At 74.8% G+C, this 18241-nt stretch carries 14 protein-coding genes; all 14 read left to right on the top strand.

Annotation, left to right across the window (positions count from 1 at the left end; genetic code table 11):
• The first annotated feature begins 61 nt into the window (after nucleotides 1-61).
• The 14 genes from ACZ45Q_RS26370 (at nucleotide 62) to ACZ45Q_RS26435 (ending at nucleotide 18217) form a co-directional block, all read left to right on the top strand.
• Nucleotides 62-1030 (top strand): ketoacyl-ACP synthase III, encoded by a 969-nt coding sequence (locus ACZ45Q_RS26370; RefSeq protein WP_468265699.1) that lies wholly within the window; start codon nucleotides 62-64, stop codon nucleotides 1028-1030.
• Nucleotides 1023-1934, top strand: a complete 912-nt coding sequence (locus ACZ45Q_RS26375; RefSeq protein ID WP_468265701.1) for an SDR family NAD(P)-dependent oxidoreductase — start codon at nucleotides 1023-1025, stop codon at nucleotides 1932-1934. The genes ACZ45Q_RS26370 and ACZ45Q_RS26375 overlap by 8 nt, the downstream gene beginning before the upstream one ends.
• On the top strand, nucleotides 1931-2755 hold the full coding sequence (locus ACZ45Q_RS26380; RefSeq protein WP_468265703.1) for an SDR family NAD(P)-dependent oxidoreductase: 825 nt from the start codon (nucleotides 1931-1933) through the stop codon (nucleotides 2753-2755). The genes ACZ45Q_RS26375 and ACZ45Q_RS26380 overlap by 4 nt, the downstream gene beginning before the upstream one ends.
• The gene (locus ACZ45Q_RS26385; protein WP_468265705.1) at nucleotides 2752-4140 is read left to right on the top strand and encodes a beta-ketoacyl synthase N-terminal-like domain-containing protein; all 1389 of its coding nucleotides are present in this window, start codon (nucleotides 2752-2754) and stop codon (nucleotides 4138-4140) included. The genes ACZ45Q_RS26380 and ACZ45Q_RS26385 overlap by 4 nt, the downstream gene beginning before the upstream one ends.
• Nucleotides 4130-5410 carry a beta-ketoacyl synthase gene (locus ACZ45Q_RS26390; protein ID WP_468265707.1) on the top strand — a complete coding sequence of 427 codons (1281 nt, stop codon included), beginning with the start codon at nucleotides 4130-4132 and terminating at the stop codon, nucleotides 5408-5410. The genes ACZ45Q_RS26385 and ACZ45Q_RS26390 overlap by 11 nt, the downstream gene beginning before the upstream one ends.
• Nucleotides 5407-7032 (top strand): SDR family NAD(P)-dependent oxidoreductase, encoded by a 1626-nt coding sequence (locus ACZ45Q_RS26395; RefSeq protein ID WP_468265709.1) that lies wholly within the window; start codon nucleotides 5407-5409, stop codon nucleotides 7030-7032. The genes ACZ45Q_RS26390 and ACZ45Q_RS26395 overlap by 4 nt, the downstream gene beginning before the upstream one ends.
• Nucleotides 7029-7841, top strand: coding sequence for an SDR family oxidoreductase (locus tag ACZ45Q_RS26400; RefSeq protein WP_468265711.1), 813 nt, complete (start codon nucleotides 7029-7031; stop codon nucleotides 7839-7841). Before ACZ45Q_RS26395 ends, ACZ45Q_RS26400 begins: the two co-directional genes overlap by 4 nt.
• Complete coding sequence (locus ACZ45Q_RS26405; RefSeq protein WP_468265713.1) at nucleotides 7841-9601, top strand: CocE/NonD family hydrolase; 1761 nt, start codon at nucleotides 7841-7843, stop codon at nucleotides 9599-9601. The genes ACZ45Q_RS26400 and ACZ45Q_RS26405 overlap by 1 nt, the downstream gene beginning before the upstream one ends.
• Nucleotides 9598-11265, top strand: a complete 1668-nt coding sequence (locus ACZ45Q_RS26410) for an ATP-dependent acyl-CoA ligase (RefSeq protein WP_468265715.1) — start codon at nucleotides 9598-9600, stop codon at nucleotides 11263-11265. The genes ACZ45Q_RS26405 and ACZ45Q_RS26410 overlap by 4 nt, the downstream gene beginning before the upstream one ends.
• Nucleotides 11262-12155, top strand: a complete 894-nt coding sequence (locus tag ACZ45Q_RS26415; protein ID WP_468265717.1) for an enoyl-CoA hydratase/isomerase family protein — start codon at nucleotides 11262-11264, stop codon at nucleotides 12153-12155. The genes ACZ45Q_RS26410 and ACZ45Q_RS26415 overlap by 4 nt, the downstream gene beginning before the upstream one ends.
• 179 nt (nucleotides 12156-12334) lie before the next feature.
• A complete protein-coding gene (locus ACZ45Q_RS26420; RefSeq protein WP_468265719.1) occupies nucleotides 12335-13174 on the top strand; it encodes an alpha/beta fold hydrolase in 840 nt (279 codons plus the stop codon).
• 14 nt (nucleotides 13175-13188) lie between these two features.
• On the top strand, nucleotides 13189-13695 hold the full coding sequence (locus ACZ45Q_RS26425; protein ID WP_468265721.1) for a GbsR/MarR family transcriptional regulator: 507 nt from the start codon (nucleotides 13189-13191) through the stop codon (nucleotides 13693-13695).
• 162 nt (nucleotides 13696-13857) lie between these two features.
• Complete coding sequence (locus tag ACZ45Q_RS26430; RefSeq protein ID WP_468265723.1) at nucleotides 13858-14901, top strand: amidohydrolase family protein; 1044 nt, start codon at nucleotides 13858-13860, stop codon at nucleotides 14899-14901.
• A gap of 169 nt (nucleotides 14902-15070) precedes the next feature.
• A complete protein-coding gene (locus tag ACZ45Q_RS26435) occupies nucleotides 15071-18217 on the top strand; it encodes a glycosyl hydrolase 115 family protein (RefSeq protein WP_468265725.1) in 3147 nt (1048 codons plus the stop codon).
• The last annotated feature ends 24 nt before the right edge of the window (nucleotides 18218-18241 follow it).

The raw sequence follows: 18241 nt of genomic DNA on the forward strand, positions 1-18241 counted from the left end.
GGCCGCATCCCCCTCCGCCGGGCCGTGGCCGGCACCACCGCACAGTACGGGAAGACGAGAGATGGACGACGAGACCTCCCTGTGGCGCGAGAGCGGACTGCGCCTGTCCGGATTCGGGCACTACTACCCACGCCTCCTTCTCGAGAACGGCGGCGCCGAGGACCCCGCGGGCAACGCGGTGGACGAGGCCGTCATCGGCCGGCTCGACGTCCGCAGCCGCCATGTGGCGGACGAGGAGGAGACCCCCGCCTACATGGCGGTGCGCGCCGCCCACGCGGCGCTGGAGCAGGCCGGCGTCACGCCCGACGAGCTGGACCTGGTGATCGTCAGCAACTGGACGGACCGCCAGTTCGTCCCCGAGTGGGCCCCGCACACCGCCCATCTGCTGGGCGCCGACCGGGCGCTGGCCTTCGACGTGTGCGGCGCCTGTACCGGGTTCGTGCACGGCGTGCAGACGGCGGCGGCGTACTTCGGCACGCACGCCGGCTGGCGGCACGCGCTGGTCGTCTCCAGCGAGCGGTTCTCGCGCCGGGTGCGCCCCGGCAGCAAGGGCGAGCTGATCGTGGGCGACGCGGCCGGCGCGGCCGTGCTCTCGCGCGGCGCGGAGCCGGACGCGGGGCTGTGGGACTCGCTGCTGATCAGCGACGGCTCCGGCCGGGAGACGGTCACCGTGCACCCGCCCAACGGGTGGATCAAGAGCAGCCGCGAGCTGGTCTCGATCGCCGCCGACTCCCACGCCGACCTGGCCGCCCGGATGCTGGCCCGCTCGGGCGTCAAGATGGACGAGATCGACTGGGTCGTGCCGCACCCCGGCACGGGCCAGCTGCACACCGCCGTACGCGAACGCCTGTCCATCCCGCGGGAGCGCTTCGTCACCAACTACGAGACCCGGGCGAACACCGGCAGCGCCTCGGTGCCGATCGTGCTGTCCGAGATGGCGCGCGACGGCCGGCTGAAGCCCGGTGACCTCTGCTACACGCCCACGGTGGGCTCGGGCTGGTACTACGGGGGGCTTCTGTTCCGTGTCTGATCAGCCCTCACAGTCCCGACAGCACGACGGCGTCCGCGGGACCGCCCTGGTGACCGGCGGCAGCCGGGGCCTGGGCGCGGCCATCGCCCGCCATCTGGCCGCCGCCGGCTGGCACACCGTGATCTGCGGGCGCGACCCCGAGACCCTGGACGCCGCCGTGAAGGCGGCGGCCGACGACGGGCTCGCCCTGCACGCCGTGCGGGCGGACGTCACCGACGAGCGCTCCGTGGCCGACCTGTTCGAGCGGCTGGCCGAGGACGCCCCGCCGCTCGGGCTCTGCGTCAACAACGCGGGCACCAACTTCTCCCGCCGCCTGGTGAGCGTCAGGGAACGGCCCGACGGGCCGCCCCTGCTCTCCCCGCACCCGCTGGAGGACTTCGAGCGGGTGGTGACCTCCCTGCTCACCGGCACCTTCCTGGTGGGCCGGCACGCGGCGCAGACGATGCTGGCCGCCGGCACGCCCGGGGCCATCGTCAACATCTCCTCCACCGTGCGCAAAGGCGCGTACGGGCAGTCGGCGTACTGCGCGGCCAAGTCCGGGGTGGAGGCGCTGACCCGCACCTGGGCGACCGAGCTGGGCGAGTACGGCATCCGGGTCAGCGCGGTGGCGCCCGGAGTCGTCGACGGAGAGGCACTGCGCCGCCGGTCGGCGGCGAGCGAGCGGCACGCGGCCTACATGGCCGACCTGCGGCGCCATGTGCCGCTGCGCCGCTGGTGCGACGAGCAGGACGTGGCGGAGGCGGTCGCCTTCGCCGCCGACAACCCCTCGGTGACCGGCACGGTGCTGGAGGTCGACGCGGGCGGGCTGCCCGCCCGCGTCCTGCCCCCGGCCGACCGGATCCCCGCGACCAGCACCCCAGCCGCGACGGCGGACCTCCCCGAGAAAGCGGAGAACACAGCATGACCAGCGGCTTCGCGCCCACCCTGCTCCAGGGCAGGACCACCTTCCTGACCGGCGCCAGCAGCGGCATCGGCGCCGTCCTGGCGACGATGCTCGCCGCCCACGGCTCCCGCGTGGCGCTCATGGCCCGCAGCGAGAAGGAGCTGCGGCTGCTGGCCGAGCGGATCGAGGCGGACGGCGGACGGGCGGTGGCGGTCCCCGGCGACCTCACCGACCCCGACAGCGTGCGCGCCTGCGTCCGCGAGGCCGAGGAGCGGCTCGGCCCGGTCGACCGGCTGGTGCACTGCGCGGGCGAGGCCCGCAACCAGGCGTTCCTGTGCGACCAGGACGAGGACCAGTGGATGGCCACCCTCGACATCAATCTGCTGGGGGCCTTCCGGGTCGCCCGTGCGATCGTGCCGGGGATGATGGAGCGCCGCGAGGGCAACATCGTGATGGTCTCCTCCATCGCCGGAAAGCGCGGGCTGCCCGCCAACACCTCGTACTGCGCGTCGAAGTTCGGGCTGAACGGCCTGACGCAGGCGCTCGCCGCCGAGCTGGGCGCCTTCGGCGTGCGGGTCAACGCGGTCTGCCCGGGGCTCACCGACAGCCCGGCCGCAACCGACGGCGAGCGGTACGGCGACCCGTTCATGGCCGCCATCGCCAAGCACCACGGTCCCCCCGACCTGACCTGGGAGCGGTACCTGAAGCGGGCGGTCAACAGCACCATCCTGCGCCGTCTGGTGCGCCCGGAGGAGATCGCGGCGCAGGTGCTGTTCCTGCTCTCCGACCTGTCCGGCGGGATGACCGGGCAGGCCGTCAACGTGGACGCGGGGGCTCTGTGAGCGAGGAGTACGGCCGGGCGCGGGGCGGACCGGCACCGCCTGAGGAGCTGCTCGCCCCGGCGGCGCGCCCCTGGGCCCCCGGGCCCCGGGACGCGCTGGTCACCGGCATGGGCTTCTGTCTGCCCGGCGCGGGGGACGAGCCGGTGCGCACGGCCGGGCAGGTCTGGGCGACGGCCGCCACCGGGACCAGTCACGTCGAACGCGACGGCTTCCACCACGGCACCGTGCGCGGGGCCCGGGAGGCGTTCGGGGAACTGCTGCCGGACGTCCCGTCGCGCTATCTGCGCAGCTACGCCGACGTCCACCTGTACGGGATGGTCTCGCTGGTCGAGGCCTGCCGGGACGCCGGCCTCGACCACGCGGCGGGCGAGTTGCGCGGTGCGGACGTGCTGACGGCGCGGGCGGGGGTGGACAGCAACTACGACAGCTACCGCGCCTGGCACGACGCCGATCCGGCGACGGTCGGCCCGAAGGAGGCCAAGTCCCTGTTCGTGCGGCTCCTGGTGGCGGGCACCTCCAGCGACGTCGGCCCGGTCCAGGCCGCGTTCCTCGGCTCCACCGGCGCCAACTACACGGTGAGCTGCGGCTGCGCCTCCTCCTCGGTGCTGCTCGGCATCGCCCGCACGATGATCGCCGCGGGGCAGAGCGACCTCGTCGTCGTCACCGGGGTGGACCGCTTCGACACCGAGCGGGTGCTGCACGGGCACCGGTTGCGGGAGGTCGTCGAGCGCGAGGCGGTCACCGTGCGGCACAACGACGATCCGCCGGCCGCGCCGCGCCACGACCGGCCGATGCGCCCCTACGACGCGGCGGGCGACTGCATGAACTACGGCGACGGCTCGGTGACCCTGGTCCTGGAGAGCCGGGAACACGCCGCCGCACGCGGCGCCCGCGCGTACGGGGCGGTCCTCGGCCAGGCCACCACCCGCTCCGGGCTCAACAGCGCGGTAGCCATCGACACCGGCGGCAGCGCTCTGGCCGAGGCGGCCCGCCGCGCCCTGGGCGACCACACCTCACTGGCCCGGATCCCGTACGTCAACGGGGGCGGTGAGGGCGACGCGCTGTTCACCCGGATCGAGTCCAACGCCGTCCGCTCCCTGTGGGGCGACAGGTCCGGGCAGGTGCTGGTCAGCTCGCAGGAGGCGTGCTTCGGGCACAGCGGCGCCCCGCTCGGCAATCTGGGCACGGCGCTGACGCTGATGATGATGCGCGAGGGCGAGGTCTGCCCCACCGCCAACTGCGCGGTCCCGTCACCGGCCTGCTCGTTCGACCCGGTGCCGGGGACGAAGACGCGTGCGCTGGAGTTCGACCGGGCGCTGAGCTTCAACTACCAGGTGGGCGGGGTCAACAGCGCGCTGCTGCTGGGGGGTGGCGATGCCCGCTGAGACACCCCTGCTGCGGCTCTCCGGCGCCGGGTTCGTGCTGCCGGGGCCCGACGGCCGTGCCTGCACCGACCTGGACACCTTCTGGCGGGTGGTGCGCGACGGGACGAGCTGCCTCTCCCCGTACGCCCACCCCGACCTGCCCCTCCGGATCGCCGGAACGGTCGGGCGGTGGGACCCGGAGCGGGAACTGCCGCTGTCGCAGCGGCAGATACGCCGCTCGTCGCGCGCCGGGCTGATGGCCACCGGCGCGGTCGCCCGGGCCCTGGAGCAGGCCGGGCTGGCCGCCGCAGACCTCGACGCGGAGCGCACCGCGCTGGTCGCCTGCTCGCTCCAGTTCGCCTTCCCGGAGACCGAGCGCTACTACGACCTGGCCCGGGACAAGGGCGTCGCCGCCCTCGGCATGGAGTACTGGCTCAACGGGACCCCGCCCAGCGTGATCGGCACCGTCGCCTCCGGGCTCGGGCTCCCCTGCCAGACGCTGAGCGTGGCGGGCTCCTGCAACGTGGCGCTGCGGACGCTCCACCTGGTCCAGCAGATGTTCCGCTGCGGGGACATCGACCGGGCCGTCGTCGTCGGTGTGGACACCACCGTGGACCCGGTGTTCGTGGCCGGCACCAGCCACACCGGGCGCAGCGGCTACCGCGCCTCCTCGCTGTCGGACGACCCCTCCGACGTCCGGCCGCACGACGAGATCCAGACCGGCAACGCCACCGGGGAGGGCGCGCTCGCCGTCGTCCTGGAGGACCCGGCGGCGACCGGGGACCGGCCGGGGCTGCGGTACCGCGCGCATCTGCGCACCTCGCGCTCCAACGGCCCCTCCACCGTCGCCACCGGCCCGCCCGACAACGTGGTGGGCGACGTGCTGGCCACTCTCGCGTCGGCCGGGCGCGGACCGGGCGACCTGGCGTTCGTCAACGACTACGCGGACGGCAACCGGTTCGTCGAGGACCACCTGTGCCGGGCGCTGGCCGGGATACGGGAGGCGACCGGGTACGACGGCGCGCTGCGGCTGACCAACCAGGAGGCGGTCTTCGGGCACGTCGCCGGGACCGGCGGCCTGGTCAAACTGCTCGGCAGCCTCCTCATGCTGCGCCACGGCCGGATCGCCCCCAGCGCCAACACCCTGACGCCGTACGCGGCGCTGCCGGGCGATCCGGTGCTCGCGGGCGGCCTGGCGACCGGGGGCGACAGCGCGCTGGTGCTGGCCTCCGGGGCGGGCGGCGACGCCACCAGCATGCTCATCGAATACGAAGGCGGCGACTTGCCATGACCCATGTACACAGCACGGCGGCACGGCCCGGGACGGCCGTGGCAGGGGATTCGCTGCGGGCGCCGGTCGACGCCCGCCTGGTCGTCGACGCCACCGGGGCGCCGGGCGCTCCGGTCGGCGCGCTCACCGACGCGCTCGGCGCGCTCGGCCTCGCCCCCGAGGCCCTCGAGGCCTCCGAGGCCCCCGGAGCCCCCGGCACCGGCCACGCCGGCACCGCGGAACCCGCCCCGGCCGCCTACTGCGCGCTGCTGCTCGGCGAGGAGGCGTACGGCGCGGAGCGCTCGCCGGGACTGGACCGGGCACGCATCCGGGCCGCCGCCCTGGCGATGGCGTCGGCGGGCCGGGGCCGCCTGGTCCTGGTGACCGACGCGACGGGCGAGCCGCACGCCGGGACCGACCCCGGCCGGCACGCCCGGCTCGCCGCCGACCGGGCCTGGTGGCAGCACCTGGTCACCGAGGTCGCCGGGCGCGGCGTCGTCGGCAACACCGTGGTCACCGGCTACTCCCCCGGCCTGGGCCACCGTCTCTCCCCCTCCGCCGAGGCCGGTCTGCTGCGCTATCTCGTGCAGCGCCGGCCCACCACGGCCGCCAATGTGGCCGCCGGCGTGGCCTTCCTGGTCTCCGAGGGATGCTCGTACCTGGTCGGGGAGACGCTGCCGGCCGACGGGGGCGCGGGACTCGGCCACATCCCGTCGCTGCCCGCGAAGCCGCCCGCCGTCCCCGCGCCGCGGCGCGGCGCCGCGGTCGCGCAGCCGGCCCCGGAACCGGTCACCGGCCAGGACCTCCTGGGACGTAGGGTCCTGGTGGCGGGGGCCAGCAGCGGCATCGGCCGGGCCGCCGCCCTGCATCTGGCGGGGCGCGGGGCGGACGTGGTGCTGGCGGCGCGCCGGACACCGGCGCTGGAGGAGGTCGCCGCCGGCATCGAGGACCGCGGCCGCCGCGCCTGGACGCTGCGCTGCGACCTCTCCGACGCCGAGGACGCCGCGTCGCTCGGCGAGCGCGCCTGGAAGGCGGCCGGCGGCGTCACCTCCTTGCTGTACGCGGCCGGGCACCTGGGTTTCAGCGCGGTCGGCGGCGACCCCGCCTCCGCCGCCCGGACCTTCGCGGTGAACCTGCACAGCTTCGTCACGGTCACCGAGTACCTGACGGGCCGCTGGCGGGACGAGGGGACGGCCGGCGCGGTGGTCGGGGTCTCCTCGGTCAGCTCCACGCTCAGCCCGGTCGCGGGGCTGGAGTACTACGGGGCGAGCAAGGCGGCGATGGCGCAGTACATCCGGTGCCTCGCGGTCTCGGTGGCCCGCCACGGCATCCGCGCCAACTGCGTGGCCCCCGGCATCATCGAGACGCCGATGGGCGACGCGGCGGGCCCCGAGCACCGGCGCGGCTGGATCAGCCGGATACCGGCCGGACGGGTCGGCGACCCGCGCGAGGTCGCGGCCGTCCTCGGCCATCTGCTCAGCGGATCGGCCGCCCGGACGACCGGTGCCGTGCTGCGCGCGGACGGCGGCTTCGGCCTCGGCGACGTGGCGCCGCTGCGGCCGGGCTACCCGGGACCGGCGCTCTCGGAGCCCGCGATCGCGGAGCCCGCGCCGTCGGATGCGGCGCGGGGGGAGCAGCGGTGAGCGCCGCGGGAGTGACGGACGGCCCGGTCGCCCTCGTCGCCGGCGCCTCCTCCGGCATCGGGGCCGCCGTCGCCCGCCGCCTGGCCGCCCGCGGCAGCGCCGTGGCGCTGGTCGGACGGCGGGAGGCCGAGCTGAAGGAGGTCGCGGAGTCGATCCGCGAGGCCGGGGGGACCGCGCTGCCGCTCGCCCTGGACCTGGCCGAGCCGGGCGCCCCCGCCGAGGCGGTCGCCGCGACCGCCGCCGCGCTGGGGCCGGTCGGGCTGCTGGTGTGCAGCGCGGGCGCCATCCGGCTGGCCGCCGTCCACGAGACCGAGGAGCGGCACTGGGAGCGGCAGGTGCGGGTGAACCTCACGGTGCCGTTCCTGCTGGCCCGCGCGGTGCTGCCGGGGATGCGGGAGCGCGGCCACGGCTGGGTCGTGAACATCGGCTCGGGCGTGGGCTCGGAGGTGGTGCCGGGCAGCGGCGGCTACGGCGTCAGCAAGCACGCCGTGCACCGGCTCACCGAGCTGATCCACGAGGAGAACCGCGACTTCGGTGTCCGCGCGGTCACCGTCGCCCCGGGCTGGGTCTCCACCCGGCTCGCGGCCCGGCCCCGCGACCTCGGCGTCCCCGAGGAGGAGGTGCTGGACGCGGAGGACATCGCGGACACCGTGGAGTGGCTGCTGGACCGGCCGGCCCGGATGAGCGTGGGCCCGCTGGTCCGCGTCGAGCCCTCGGCGAGCCGGGCCGCCGCCGGTGACGCCATGACCCGCCATCTGAACCGCTCCCGCGCCCAGGGTGCCGGACCGGCCGCCGAGGAGGACCGCTGATGGGCAGGACCACCCTCATCGAGCACGACGTGCCGGTGGAGATGCGCGACGGGACGGTGCTGCGGGCCGATGTGTGGCGCCCCGCCGAAGGACCGCCCTCGCCCGCCGTCCTCTTCCGCACCCCGTACGGCAAGTCCGCCCTGGGACTGGCCACGCTGACCCCGTCCCAGTGCGTGGACCGGGGATACGCGGCGGTGGTGCAGGACACCCGGGGCCGGTTCGCCTCGGAGGGCGAGTGGGCGCCGCTGGACTGGTCCCAGGAGGGCCCGGACGGGTACGACACGGTCGAGTGGACCGCGCGGCAGCCGTGGTGCGACGGGAACGTGGCCATGGCAGGCACCTCGTACCAGGCGATCGTCCAGTGGCTGGCCGCCATGGAGAAGCCGCCGCACCTGCGGGCCATCGCGCCCGCGATGTCCACCTCCGCGTCCTTCGACGCCGAACATCTGGGCGGCTTCCTGCGGCTGGACCACCTCACGAGCTGGCTCGGTCTGACGGCGCTGGAGTGGGTGCAGCGCCGGGCCGCGGCGGGCGATCCGGTGGACGCGGCGGTCGTCGCCGAGGTCGTGCAGCTCCTCACCACGCCCGACGTGCCGCTGCGCCGCCGGCCGTTGTCGGCCGTCCTCGACTTCGAGGGGTTCCCCGGCCGGCTGCGGGACGTCCTCGCGGGGAAGGCGGCGACGGTCGCCGACTACCGTATCGGCGACGTCGGCGTGCCCACCTTCTCGGTGGGCGGCTGGTACGACGTGTTCTCCTACGGCACGATCGAGCTGCACCGCGCGATGCGCGCCCAGGACCCGGTGGCCGGGCGGCACGAGCTGGTCGTCGGGCCCTGGGTGCACTCCGGTCAACTGCCGCAGGTGCAGGGCGAGGTGAACACGGGCCTGTACGGTTCGGCGCAGGGCGCGCGGCTGGCCGATCTGCATCTGGACTTCTTCGACCGCCATCTGCGACCGGCCGGGGACGGCGCCGGGCGGGCCGCGGGCGGTGACGGCGCAGGAAGGCCGGCGGGCGGTGACGCAGGAAGGGCGGCGGGCGGTGACGTCCGGTACTTCCTCTTCGGTGACGACACCTGGCACCGGGCCGACGGCTGGCCGCCGCCCGAGGCCGTGGACGCCTCCTGGTACCTGGCGGGTGCCGAGGGCGGCGGGAAGGACGGCCGGCTGCTGCCCGGACCGCCTCCAGGGGGCGTGGGGCACGACGCGTTCACCTACGACCCGGAGGACCCGGTGCCCTCGCACGGCGGGCGGGTGCTCCAGCTCGGCCGGCTGGCGGCTGGCCCGCTCAACCAGGCGCACCTGGAGAGCAGGCCGGACGTGCTGCTGTACACCTCCGAGCCGCTCTCCGAGCCGCTGGACGTCGTCGGCCGGCAGCGGCTGCGGCTCCGCTTCGGCTCGGACGCGCCCGCCACCGCCGTGGTCGCCAAGCTCACCGACGTGTACCCGGACGGGCGTTCGCTGCTGGTGGCCGAGGCCAGTCTCCGGCTGCAGGGCGAGGGGGACGCCCCGCCGGACGAGCCGTACGACGCCGATCTGCTGCTCGGGGACACCGCGTGGCGGTTCGCTCCCGGACACCGGCTGCGCGTCCACGTCACCAGCAGCAACTTCCCCCACCTGGACCGGCATCCCAACCTCCCCGGTCCGGTCGGCGAGGCGGAGCACTGCCGGCCCGCACGGCAGACGGTCTGGTACGGGGGCCCGTACGAGAGTGTGCTGCGGTTGCAGGTCCTGCCCGCCGCGGGCGCCGGGGGGACCGCGTGAGCGAGGACATCCTCGATCCGGCGTCCGCCGACGTGCCGACGGCCGAGCAGTGCGTCCTCGGCCCCCTGCTCCGCCGCCGCGCCGCCGCCACGCCGACCGCGCCGTACGCGCTGATGCCGGACGGCGACCGGTGGACGTACGCGCGGACGCTGCGGGAGACGGAGGAGACGGCCGCCGCGCTCCAGGCGCTGGGCGTCGCCCCCGGGGAGCTGGTGCTGAGCTGGCTGCCCAACGGGCCGGACGCACTGCGTGTCTGGTACGGGGTCAATCTGGCGGGCGCGGTCCTGGTGCCGCTGAACGTCGCCTACCGGGGCGCGATCCTGCGCCAGGTGGTCGCCGACTGCGGGGCCGAGGTGCTGGTCTGCCGGCCGTCGCTGGCGGCCCGGCTGGCGGAGACGGACGGAGGGGCCGGGTCGGTGCGCACGGTGGTGCTGCTGCCGGGTCCCGACGACGTGCCGCAGGAGGTGGCCGCGCTCGCCGGGCGGCTCTCCGGGCGCTACCGGGTGGAGACAGGACTGCGGGCGGACCGGGCGGAGTTCACCGAGCCGGTGCCCGCGCCGCAGCCGTGGGACCCGCAGACCGTCGTCTACACCTCCGGGACGACCGGCCCCTCCAAGGGGGTCGTCTCCTCCTACGCGCACCTGTACAGCAGTTGCACCGCCGCCTTCCACGGCATGGCCGGACCGCGGGACCGCTATCTGCTCCAGCTGCCGCTGTTCCACGCGGGCGGCACGATCGGGGCGTACGGGATGCTGGTGCACGGCGGTTCGGTGACGGTCGTGCCCGCCTTCAGCACCGATGAGTTCTGGCCGCTGGTCCGCCGTACGGGGACGACCCTGTGCACGCTGCTCGGCGTGATGGCGACCTATCTGCTCAAGCAGCCGCCGCTGCCGCAGGACACCGCGCATCCGCTGCGGGCGGCCTACGTCATCCCGTTCACCGAGGGGGCGGCGGAGTTCTCCCGGCGGTTCGGCGTGTCGGTCCGCGCGCTGTTCAACATGACCGAGGTGTCGTGTCCGGTGCTGTCCGCGCCGGACCACCGCCCGGGGGTCCCGCTGCACTGCGGGCGGCCCCGGCCGGGCATCACCGCCCGGGTCGTCGACGACCACGACCGGGAGGTGGCGGACGGCGAGGCGGGCGAGCTGGTGCTGCGGGCGGACCGGCCGTGGTCGTTCCTGAGCGGCTATCTGGGGCGGCCCGCCGAGACGGCCGCGGTCTGGCGCAACGGCTGGTTCCACACCGGGGACACCTTCCGGCGCGCCCCGGACGGCGGGCTGGTCTTCGTGGACCGCAAGAAGGACGCGATCCGCCGGCGCGGCGAGAACATCTCGTCCTTCGAGGTCGAGGCCCAGGCGGTGGCCCACCCGGGGGTGCTGGAGGCGGCGGCGGTGGCGGTCCCCGGCGACGAGGGCGAGGACGAGGTGCTGCTGGTGGTGGCGGGCCGCGACCCGGCGGCGCCGGTCGACCCGGCGGCGCTGCTGGAGTTCCTCCGGGAGCGGCTGGCCCACTTCATGCTGCCGCGCTACATCCGGGTGCTGCCACAGCTCCCGAAGACCCCCACCGGCAAGCCCACCAAGCACACGCTGCGCGCCGAGGGCGTGGTGGCGGGGACGTGGGACCGCGAGGCGGCGGGCATCCGCATACGCAGGGAGAGGATCGTATGAGCCAGGGAGCGATCGACGCGGGCCGGGGGTCCGCGGCCGAGTGGGCGGGCGCGGCGACCGAGTCGTTCGCGGACTTCGCCGACCGGGTGGACGGCAAGGAGGACGTGCCGCTGCGGGCCTCGCTGGCGGACGGGGTCGCCACGCTGACGCTGGACCGGCCGCGCCGCCGCAACAGTCTCGATCTGACGCTCTCCCGCCATCTCCTGCTCGGCCTGATGTGCGCGGGCGACGACCGCCGGGTGCGCGCGGTCGTGCTCACCGGGAGCGGCGGGGCGTTCTGCGCGGGCGACGACGTGGAGAGCGTACGGCGGTGGCGGCTGGGCGACCGGGTGGACACCCCCTTCGACCCGGTCACCTCGGACGCGCACTACCTGCGGGTCTGCGAGGCGATCCTGCACCTGCCGAAGCCGGTGATCGCGGGGCTGACCGGCGCGGCGGCGGGCGCGGGGGCGGAGATCGCCTGCGCCGCCGACTTCCGGCTGGCGGACACCCGTGCCTCGATCGGCAGTTGCCTGGCCGGGGTCGGCCATGTGGGGAACGTGGTGCTGATGTCCCGGCTGGCCGGTCCGGCGCGGGCGACGGAGATCTACCTCACCGGGCGGATGGTGTCGGGGGACGAGGCGGTGCGCCTGGGCCTGTTCGACCGGCTGTGCGCACCGGAGGATTTCGACCGTGAACTGGCGGAGCTGGCGGGCCGGTTCGCCGCGCTGCCGACCGCGTCGGTGGGGCTGTTCAAGGAGTTGCGGGAGCGCAGCTGGGGGCAGCCGGCGGAGTACGGGCTGCGGCTCCAGGACGCGTACCACCTCAAGACGCACGCCACGGTGGCCGACGCCCGCGAGGGGATGGCCGCCTTCGCGGAGAAGCGGCGGCCCCGCTTCACCGGCGGCTGAGGGCTCCGGTGTCCGCGCCGGGGCCGGCGGCAGGCCGGTGCAGCCGTCCGCCTTTGCGGCCGCGACGGAGAGAGTATTCTGATTCTGATGAACGTAGCGCTGCGGAACCCCCGCCCGACGGCCTCGCCGCCCCCTCCCCCGCCCGCGTCCGCCGCCGGCCGCGACGAGGAGTCCGGACGATGACCGGCCCCGAGAGCCGGGGCGCCGCCGGGTCCCGGGTCGAGGAGACGGCGCACAGCCTCGACGCCTTCGGCGCCCGGCTGCACTACTGGACGGCCGGCGCGGCGGACCGACCGGGGATCGCCCTCACCCACGGCGCCGGCGCCGACCACCGCATGTTCGATCCGCAGATCCCGGCCCTGGTGGAGGCGGGCTACCGCACCCTGCGCTGGGACGTGCGCCACCACGGGGCGTCCGCCTCCGGCACCGGCGGCTTCCGTACGGCCGACGCGGCGGACGACCTGGCGGCACTGCTGGACGCGGCCGGGATGCCCCGGCCCGTGGTGCTGCTGGGCCAGTCGATGGGCGGCAACATCGCGCAGGAGTACCTGCGCCGGCGGCCCGAGGAGGTCTCCGCGCTCGTGGTGATCGGCTCCACGTCCAGCACCCTGCCCATCACCCGGCGCGAACGGCGCAGGCTGGCCCTCTCGCGCTTCCTCATGCGGCTGGTGCCCTTCGGCCGGCTGACCCGGTCGATGGCGCGGGCGTCGGCCGAGAGCCCGCAGGCGCGGGAGTATCTGCGCGAGGCGTTCGCGGCGAACGGGCGGCGTTCCTTCCTCACCACCTGGGACGGCATGACCCGCGCGATCGACCCCTGCCCCGGCTACCGCGTGGACAAGCCCGAGCTGCTGCTCTGCGGTGAACGCGACGGCACCGGTAACATCCGCTCGGCGATGGAGCGGTGGAGCGAACGCGATCCCCACAGCGAGTTCCATGTGATCCCCGGCGCCGGACACGTCGCCAATCTGGACCGTCCCGACGAGGTCAACCGGCTGACCGTCGCCTTCCTGAAGGCCTGAGACCCAACGAGACCATGACTGACCACGACATCACCCCCGACGCGGGCCCCGTCGGTGCCTCCGGCTCCGAGGGGTTCGGCGACGCCGAGGCGTCCTTCATCAACGAGATGGGCTCGCTGATGGAGCGCTGGGGCCTCCCGCAGGCCACCGGCCGCCTCTTCGGCTACCTCCTGCTGCGCAACAAGCCGGTGGACCTCGACACCATGACCCGCGAGCTGGGCCAGGCCAAGAGCGGACTGAGCGTGGCCGCCCGCCAGTTGGAGGCGTGGGCTCTGGTGCGGCGCTCCACCCGCCCCGGCAGCAGGCGGATCGACTACGAGGCGGTGGGCGACCTCCACCACCTGCTGCTGGTGAACAACGCCCACATGCGCAAGTTCACCGAGACGCTGAGCTCGGGCGTCCCGGTGGCGCGCGGCGTGGCCCGGGACCGGCTGGCCTCGCTGGCCGAGCTGTTCAGCGGGTACGTGGAGCAGACCGAGGCGCTGGTGGCCGACTGGGAGGCCCGCCGCGCCGCCCCCTGACCCGGCACGGCCCACGGGCCGACGGCACGCGCCATCCCCGGGGCCCTCTTCCGGTTTCCGACTCTGGATTCCCGCCGGCCGACTCCCCACTCCCGGCCCTCGACCCCCGACCCCCGACCCCCGACCCCCGACTCCCGACTCCCGACTCCCGACGGAGTGATCGTGAACGTGTCGTGCGGCCTCGTGCCGAGCAACGGAACAGCGGCGGCCGGTGCCGTGGCGGATCCCGCCGCCCCGGGTCGACCGCCGGTCGTGGACGCCTGCTCGCTGGTGTACGACGACGCGGCCTGGCGGGTGTATCTCAACCGGCTGGGCGAGAACGCCCCCGAGTACCTGGACGTCTTCTCCGCCTCGTTCTGCCGGTACTTCGACGCCCCGCACACCGCGTACCGCGACGCGCTGGCCGTGTGCTGGCAGGACGCGGTGGACGTGCTGCTGCCGCCGGACCGGCCGCCCTTCGACCTGGCCGCGCACCTCGCGGACCGGCGACGGCAGGGCGTGACGGGAGAGTTCGCCATGGGCTCGGCGGAGCGGCTGCCGGACGGCCGGACCGTCAACGAGTGGCTGCTGGAGACCGTCCGGGACGTACGCGACCGGATCCACGTGTGGGCCGGGATCTCCCTGCGCGACCCGGCCGCCGCACTGGGGGAGCTGGAGCGGTCGCTGGCGGCGGGGGCGACCGGGCTGTGCGTGATCCCCTTCCTGGACGGCACCGATCCGGCCGATCCGCGGTTCGCGCCGGTCTGGGACGCGGCGGCGTCGGCGCGACTGCCGGTCTGGCTGCACACCGGTCACCACTTCGCCCGGAGCCACCCCAGCGGCCTCGGAAGCTGGCGTACGGTCGAGGCGCTGGCGGGCCGCCACCGCGAGCTGCTGCTCGTCGCCGGGCACGCGGGCTGGCCCGATGTGCGCGAGACGCTGCTCACCGCCGCCCGGCATCCGGGGGTCTACCTGGAGTTCTCCTCGCATCGGCCCCGGCACATGCCCAAGCCCGGCTCGGGCTGGGAGCCGCTGCTCCACCACGCCCGGGGACTGGCCCGGGACCGGGTCCTGTTCGGCACCTCGACCTGGGTCAATCCCGGGCCGACCGGGCCGCTGGCGGACGAGCTGGCCGCGCTGGGGCTGCCGGACGACGTGGTCACCGCGTGGCTCTCGGACAACGCCGAGGCGCTGGTCGCCCGGTCGGCCGGGGCGCACCCGGGCTGAGCGAGCCATCGGCGGTCACCGCCGACGCGCTGTCACGTCCTCCCCCACTCGAAACTTTTCGTTGCCGACGACCCATTGTTCCCGCGCAGCGGTTCGCCCACCATTTGTCAGGCCGCTGAGCAAATTGCTCCGTGAGCCGTGGGCGGGCAGCCGAGGGAGTGGTGTCGCGATGGGGCGGGACGTCAGCCGGAGAAGGGTTCTGGGTACCGGTGCCGGTCTGGGGGCGGGCCTGGCCGCGCTTCCCTCCGTGCCCGGGACCGCACACGCGGCGAGCCGGGACGGAGCGGGCGGGAGGCCGGGGGCGCCCACCCGCACCGACGCCGGCGCGTACGTCACGTTCCGCCCGGAGCGCGGGGCCTTCCCCCTGGTACGGGCCCGCCGCGCCGCCCCGGTCCTGGTCGACGAGGACGACCACCCCGGTGTGGTGCGGGTGGCGGCCGATCTGCGGGCGGACATCGAGCGGGTCAGCGGCGTGCTCCCGGACGGCCGGCGGGGCCCGGCGCGCGAGGTGGTCGTCGTCGGCACCGTGGGCCGCAGCGCTCTGGTCGACGGCCTGATCGCCTCCGGCAAGCTGGACGTCACCGCCATCCGCGGCAAGTGGGAGACCTCCCAGCAGACCGTGGTCGAGCGGCCGATGCCGGGCGTGGACCGCGCCCTGGTGATCGCCGGCAGCGACCAGCGGGGCACCGTCTTCGGTGCGTACGACGTGAGCCACGGCATCGGCGTCTCGCCCTGGTACTGGTGGGACGACGTGCGGCCCGTCCGGCGCCCCGAGATCTACGTCAGGGCCGGTTCCTGGACCCAGGGCACCCCCGCGGTGAAGTACCGCGGCGTGTTCATCAACGACGAGAACCCCAACCTCGGCACCTGGGCCCCGCAGTACTTCGGCGAGGGCAAGGCGCCGGGCTACCCGGGCGGCTTCAACGCCGACTTCTGGGAGAAGGTCTTCGAGGTCCTGCTGCGGCTGAAGGGCAACTACCTCTGGCCCGCCGTGTGGGGCAGGGCGTTCGCGGAGGACGACCCGGAGAACCACGCCCGCGCCACCGCCTACGGCGTTGTCATGGGCACATCCCACGAGGCGCCGATGATGCGCGGCATCGAGGAGTGGAACCGCCACGCCGTGCCCGCCGTCCGGGACGCGGACGGCACCGTCGTCACCCCGGGCCGCGACCCGTACGGCGGCACCGGTGAGTGGTCCTTCCGCCGCAACCGCGCCGCCGTGGAGGCGTACTGGCGCGAGGGCGTCGCGCGGATGCACCGGGAGGGCTTCGAGGGCGTCGTCACCCTCGGCATGCGCGGCAACGGCGACACCAGCCTGCCGGACGGCGACGCCATCGAGCTGATGGAGGAGATCATCGCCACCCAGCGGCGGATCATCGCCGAGGTGACCGGCTCGCAGACCTCGGTGCCGCAGGTGTGGACCCTCTACAAGGAGGTCCAGCGCTACTGGAGCCGCGGCCTGCGCGCACCCGACGACGTGACCGTGGTGCTCTGCGACGACAACTGGGGCAACATCCGCATGCACCCGGACCCCGCCGAGCCGCCGCGTCCGGGCGGGTACGGCCTGTACTACCACTTCGACTACGTGGGGGCCGGCCGCAACTACAAGTGGGTGGACACCACGTCGCTGCCGAACATGTGGGACCAGCTCCACCAGGCGTACGGCTACGGCAACCGCCGCCTGTGGGTCACCAACGTCGGCGACCTCAAAGGCAACGAGCTGCCGACGCAGTACTTCCTGGACTACGCCTGGGACCCCGCGCGGTGGGAGCTGGAGAACATACCGGAGTGGGAACGGCGGTACGCCGCCCTGCACTTCGGGGCGGAGCACGCGGAGGCGATCGCCGGGATCCTCTCCCGGTACGCGCATCTCCAGCAGCTGCGCAAGCCCGAGCTGCTCAACCGCCGCATCACCCTCGACCCCGCCAAGGACCCGGCCACCGACGACGACGCGGTGGTCTACGACGACCAGGAAAGCCCCTTCCACTGGGGCGAGTTGGAGCGCGTGACGCAGGCCTGGCGGGAGCTGGACAGGGACGCCGCGCGCATCGGCCGCCGGCTGCCCGCCTCCGCGCAGGACGCCTGGTTCGAACTGGTCGGCTACAACGTGGCGGCCACGGCCAACGTCTACTACCTGCGCGAGGCCGAGTTCACCAACATCCTCTACGCCCGCCAGGGCCGCGCCGCCACCAACGACCTGGCGGCCGAGGCGGAGGCCGGCCTGCGGGAGGACTTCCGCCTCCAGGACGTCTTCAACAAGGAGATCGCCGGTGGCAAGTGGAAGGACTTCCAGCTCCAGCCGCACATCGGCTACGGCGACGTGGAGCGCTACGGCCCCGACGCCGGCTGGCAGCAGCCCGAGCTGCACCACGTGGCCCTCCCCGACGAGATCTTCCCGGCGGTCCGGCGCATCGACCTGCCGGACACTGCGGAGATGGGCGTGGCGGTCTCCGGGTCGCAGGAGTGGTGGCCGGGGGCCGAAGGACAGCCGGTGCTCCCCGAGTTCAGCCCCTACCGGACCGGTGACGACGTCTGCGTGGACGTCTTCAACCGCGGCTCGCGGCCCTTCGCCTTCCGGGTCACCTCGTCGGCGCCGTGGCTGCGGGTGGACCGCCGCCGCGGCACGGTCGGGCGGCAGGTCCGGCTCACGGTGAGCGTGGACTGGCACCGGGCGCCGGCCGGCCGCGGCGAGGCCGAGCTGACCGTGGAGGGCGCGGGCCGCACGGTGACCGTCAAGGCGGTCGCGGACCGGGTCTCGCCGCGTGGCCTCGAGGGCTTCGTCGAGGCAGGCGGGTACGTCGCGATCGACGCCGAGCACTACAGCCGGGCGGTCGGCACCCGTGACGTGGGCTGGCTGCGGATCGACCGGGTCGGCCGGGCCACGGCCGGGATGACGCCCTCCCCGGTCACCGCCCCGGCGCAGACCCCGGGCGGCGACGCGCCCCGCCTGGAGTACGAGGTCACCCTGCTGACCCCGGGCGAGGTCACCGTCTGGGCGTACGTCTCGCCGCGCAACCCGGCGCTGGCCCGGCCGGGCCTGAAGTACGCGGTGTCGTTCGACGACGACGCCCCGCGGACCGTCGACGTCATCGCCGCCACCGGTCCGGACGACGGCGGCCTGAACAAGCGCTGGGCACGCCACACCTCCGACAACGTCAACCGGACGTCGACCACGCACACCGTCGCCCGGGCCGGGGCGCACCGCCTGACGTTCTGGATGGTGGACCCGACGGTCGTCCTCCAGCGGCTGATCGTCGACACCGGCGGCCTCCCGGAGACCTACCTGGGCCCGGTGGAGAGCCACCGCGTCCGCTGACCGGCATTCCCGTACCGAACGAGA

Source organism: Streptomyces sp. NPDC031049 (assembly GCF_055571015.1).

Coding starts and splice junctions, on each gene's coding strand:
- ACZ45Q_RS26405 (WP_468265713.1), top strand. CDS start 7,841: ATGGGCAGGACCACCCTCATCGAGCACGACGTGCCGGTGGAGATGCGC.
- ACZ45Q_RS26380 (WP_468265703.1), top strand. CDS start 1,931: ATGACCAGCGGCTTCGCGCCCACCCTGCTCCAGGGCAGGACCACCTTC.
- ACZ45Q_RS26435 (WP_468265725.1), top strand. CDS start 15,071: ATGGGGCGGGACGTCAGCCGGAGAAGGGTTCTGGGTACCGGTGCCGGT.
- ACZ45Q_RS26415 (WP_468265717.1), top strand. CDS start 11,262: ATGAGCCAGGGAGCGATCGACGCGGGCCGGGGGTCCGCGGCCGAGTGG.
- ACZ45Q_RS26370 (WP_468265699.1), top strand. CDS start 62: ATGGACGACGAGACCTCCCTGTGGCGCGAGAGCGGACTGCGCCTGTCC.
- ACZ45Q_RS26420 (WP_468265719.1), top strand. CDS start 12,335: ATGACCGGCCCCGAGAGCCGGGGCGCCGCCGGGTCCCGGGTCGAGGAG.
- ACZ45Q_RS26390 (WP_468265707.1), top strand. CDS start 4,130: ATGCCCGCTGAGACACCCCTGCTGCGGCTCTCCGGCGCCGGGTTCGTG.
- ACZ45Q_RS26425 (WP_468265721.1), top strand. CDS start 13,189: ATGACTGACCACGACATCACCCCCGACGCGGGCCCCGTCGGTGCCTCC.
- ACZ45Q_RS26395 (WP_468265709.1), top strand. CDS start 5,407: ATGACCCATGTACACAGCACGGCGGCACGGCCCGGGACGGCCGTGGCA.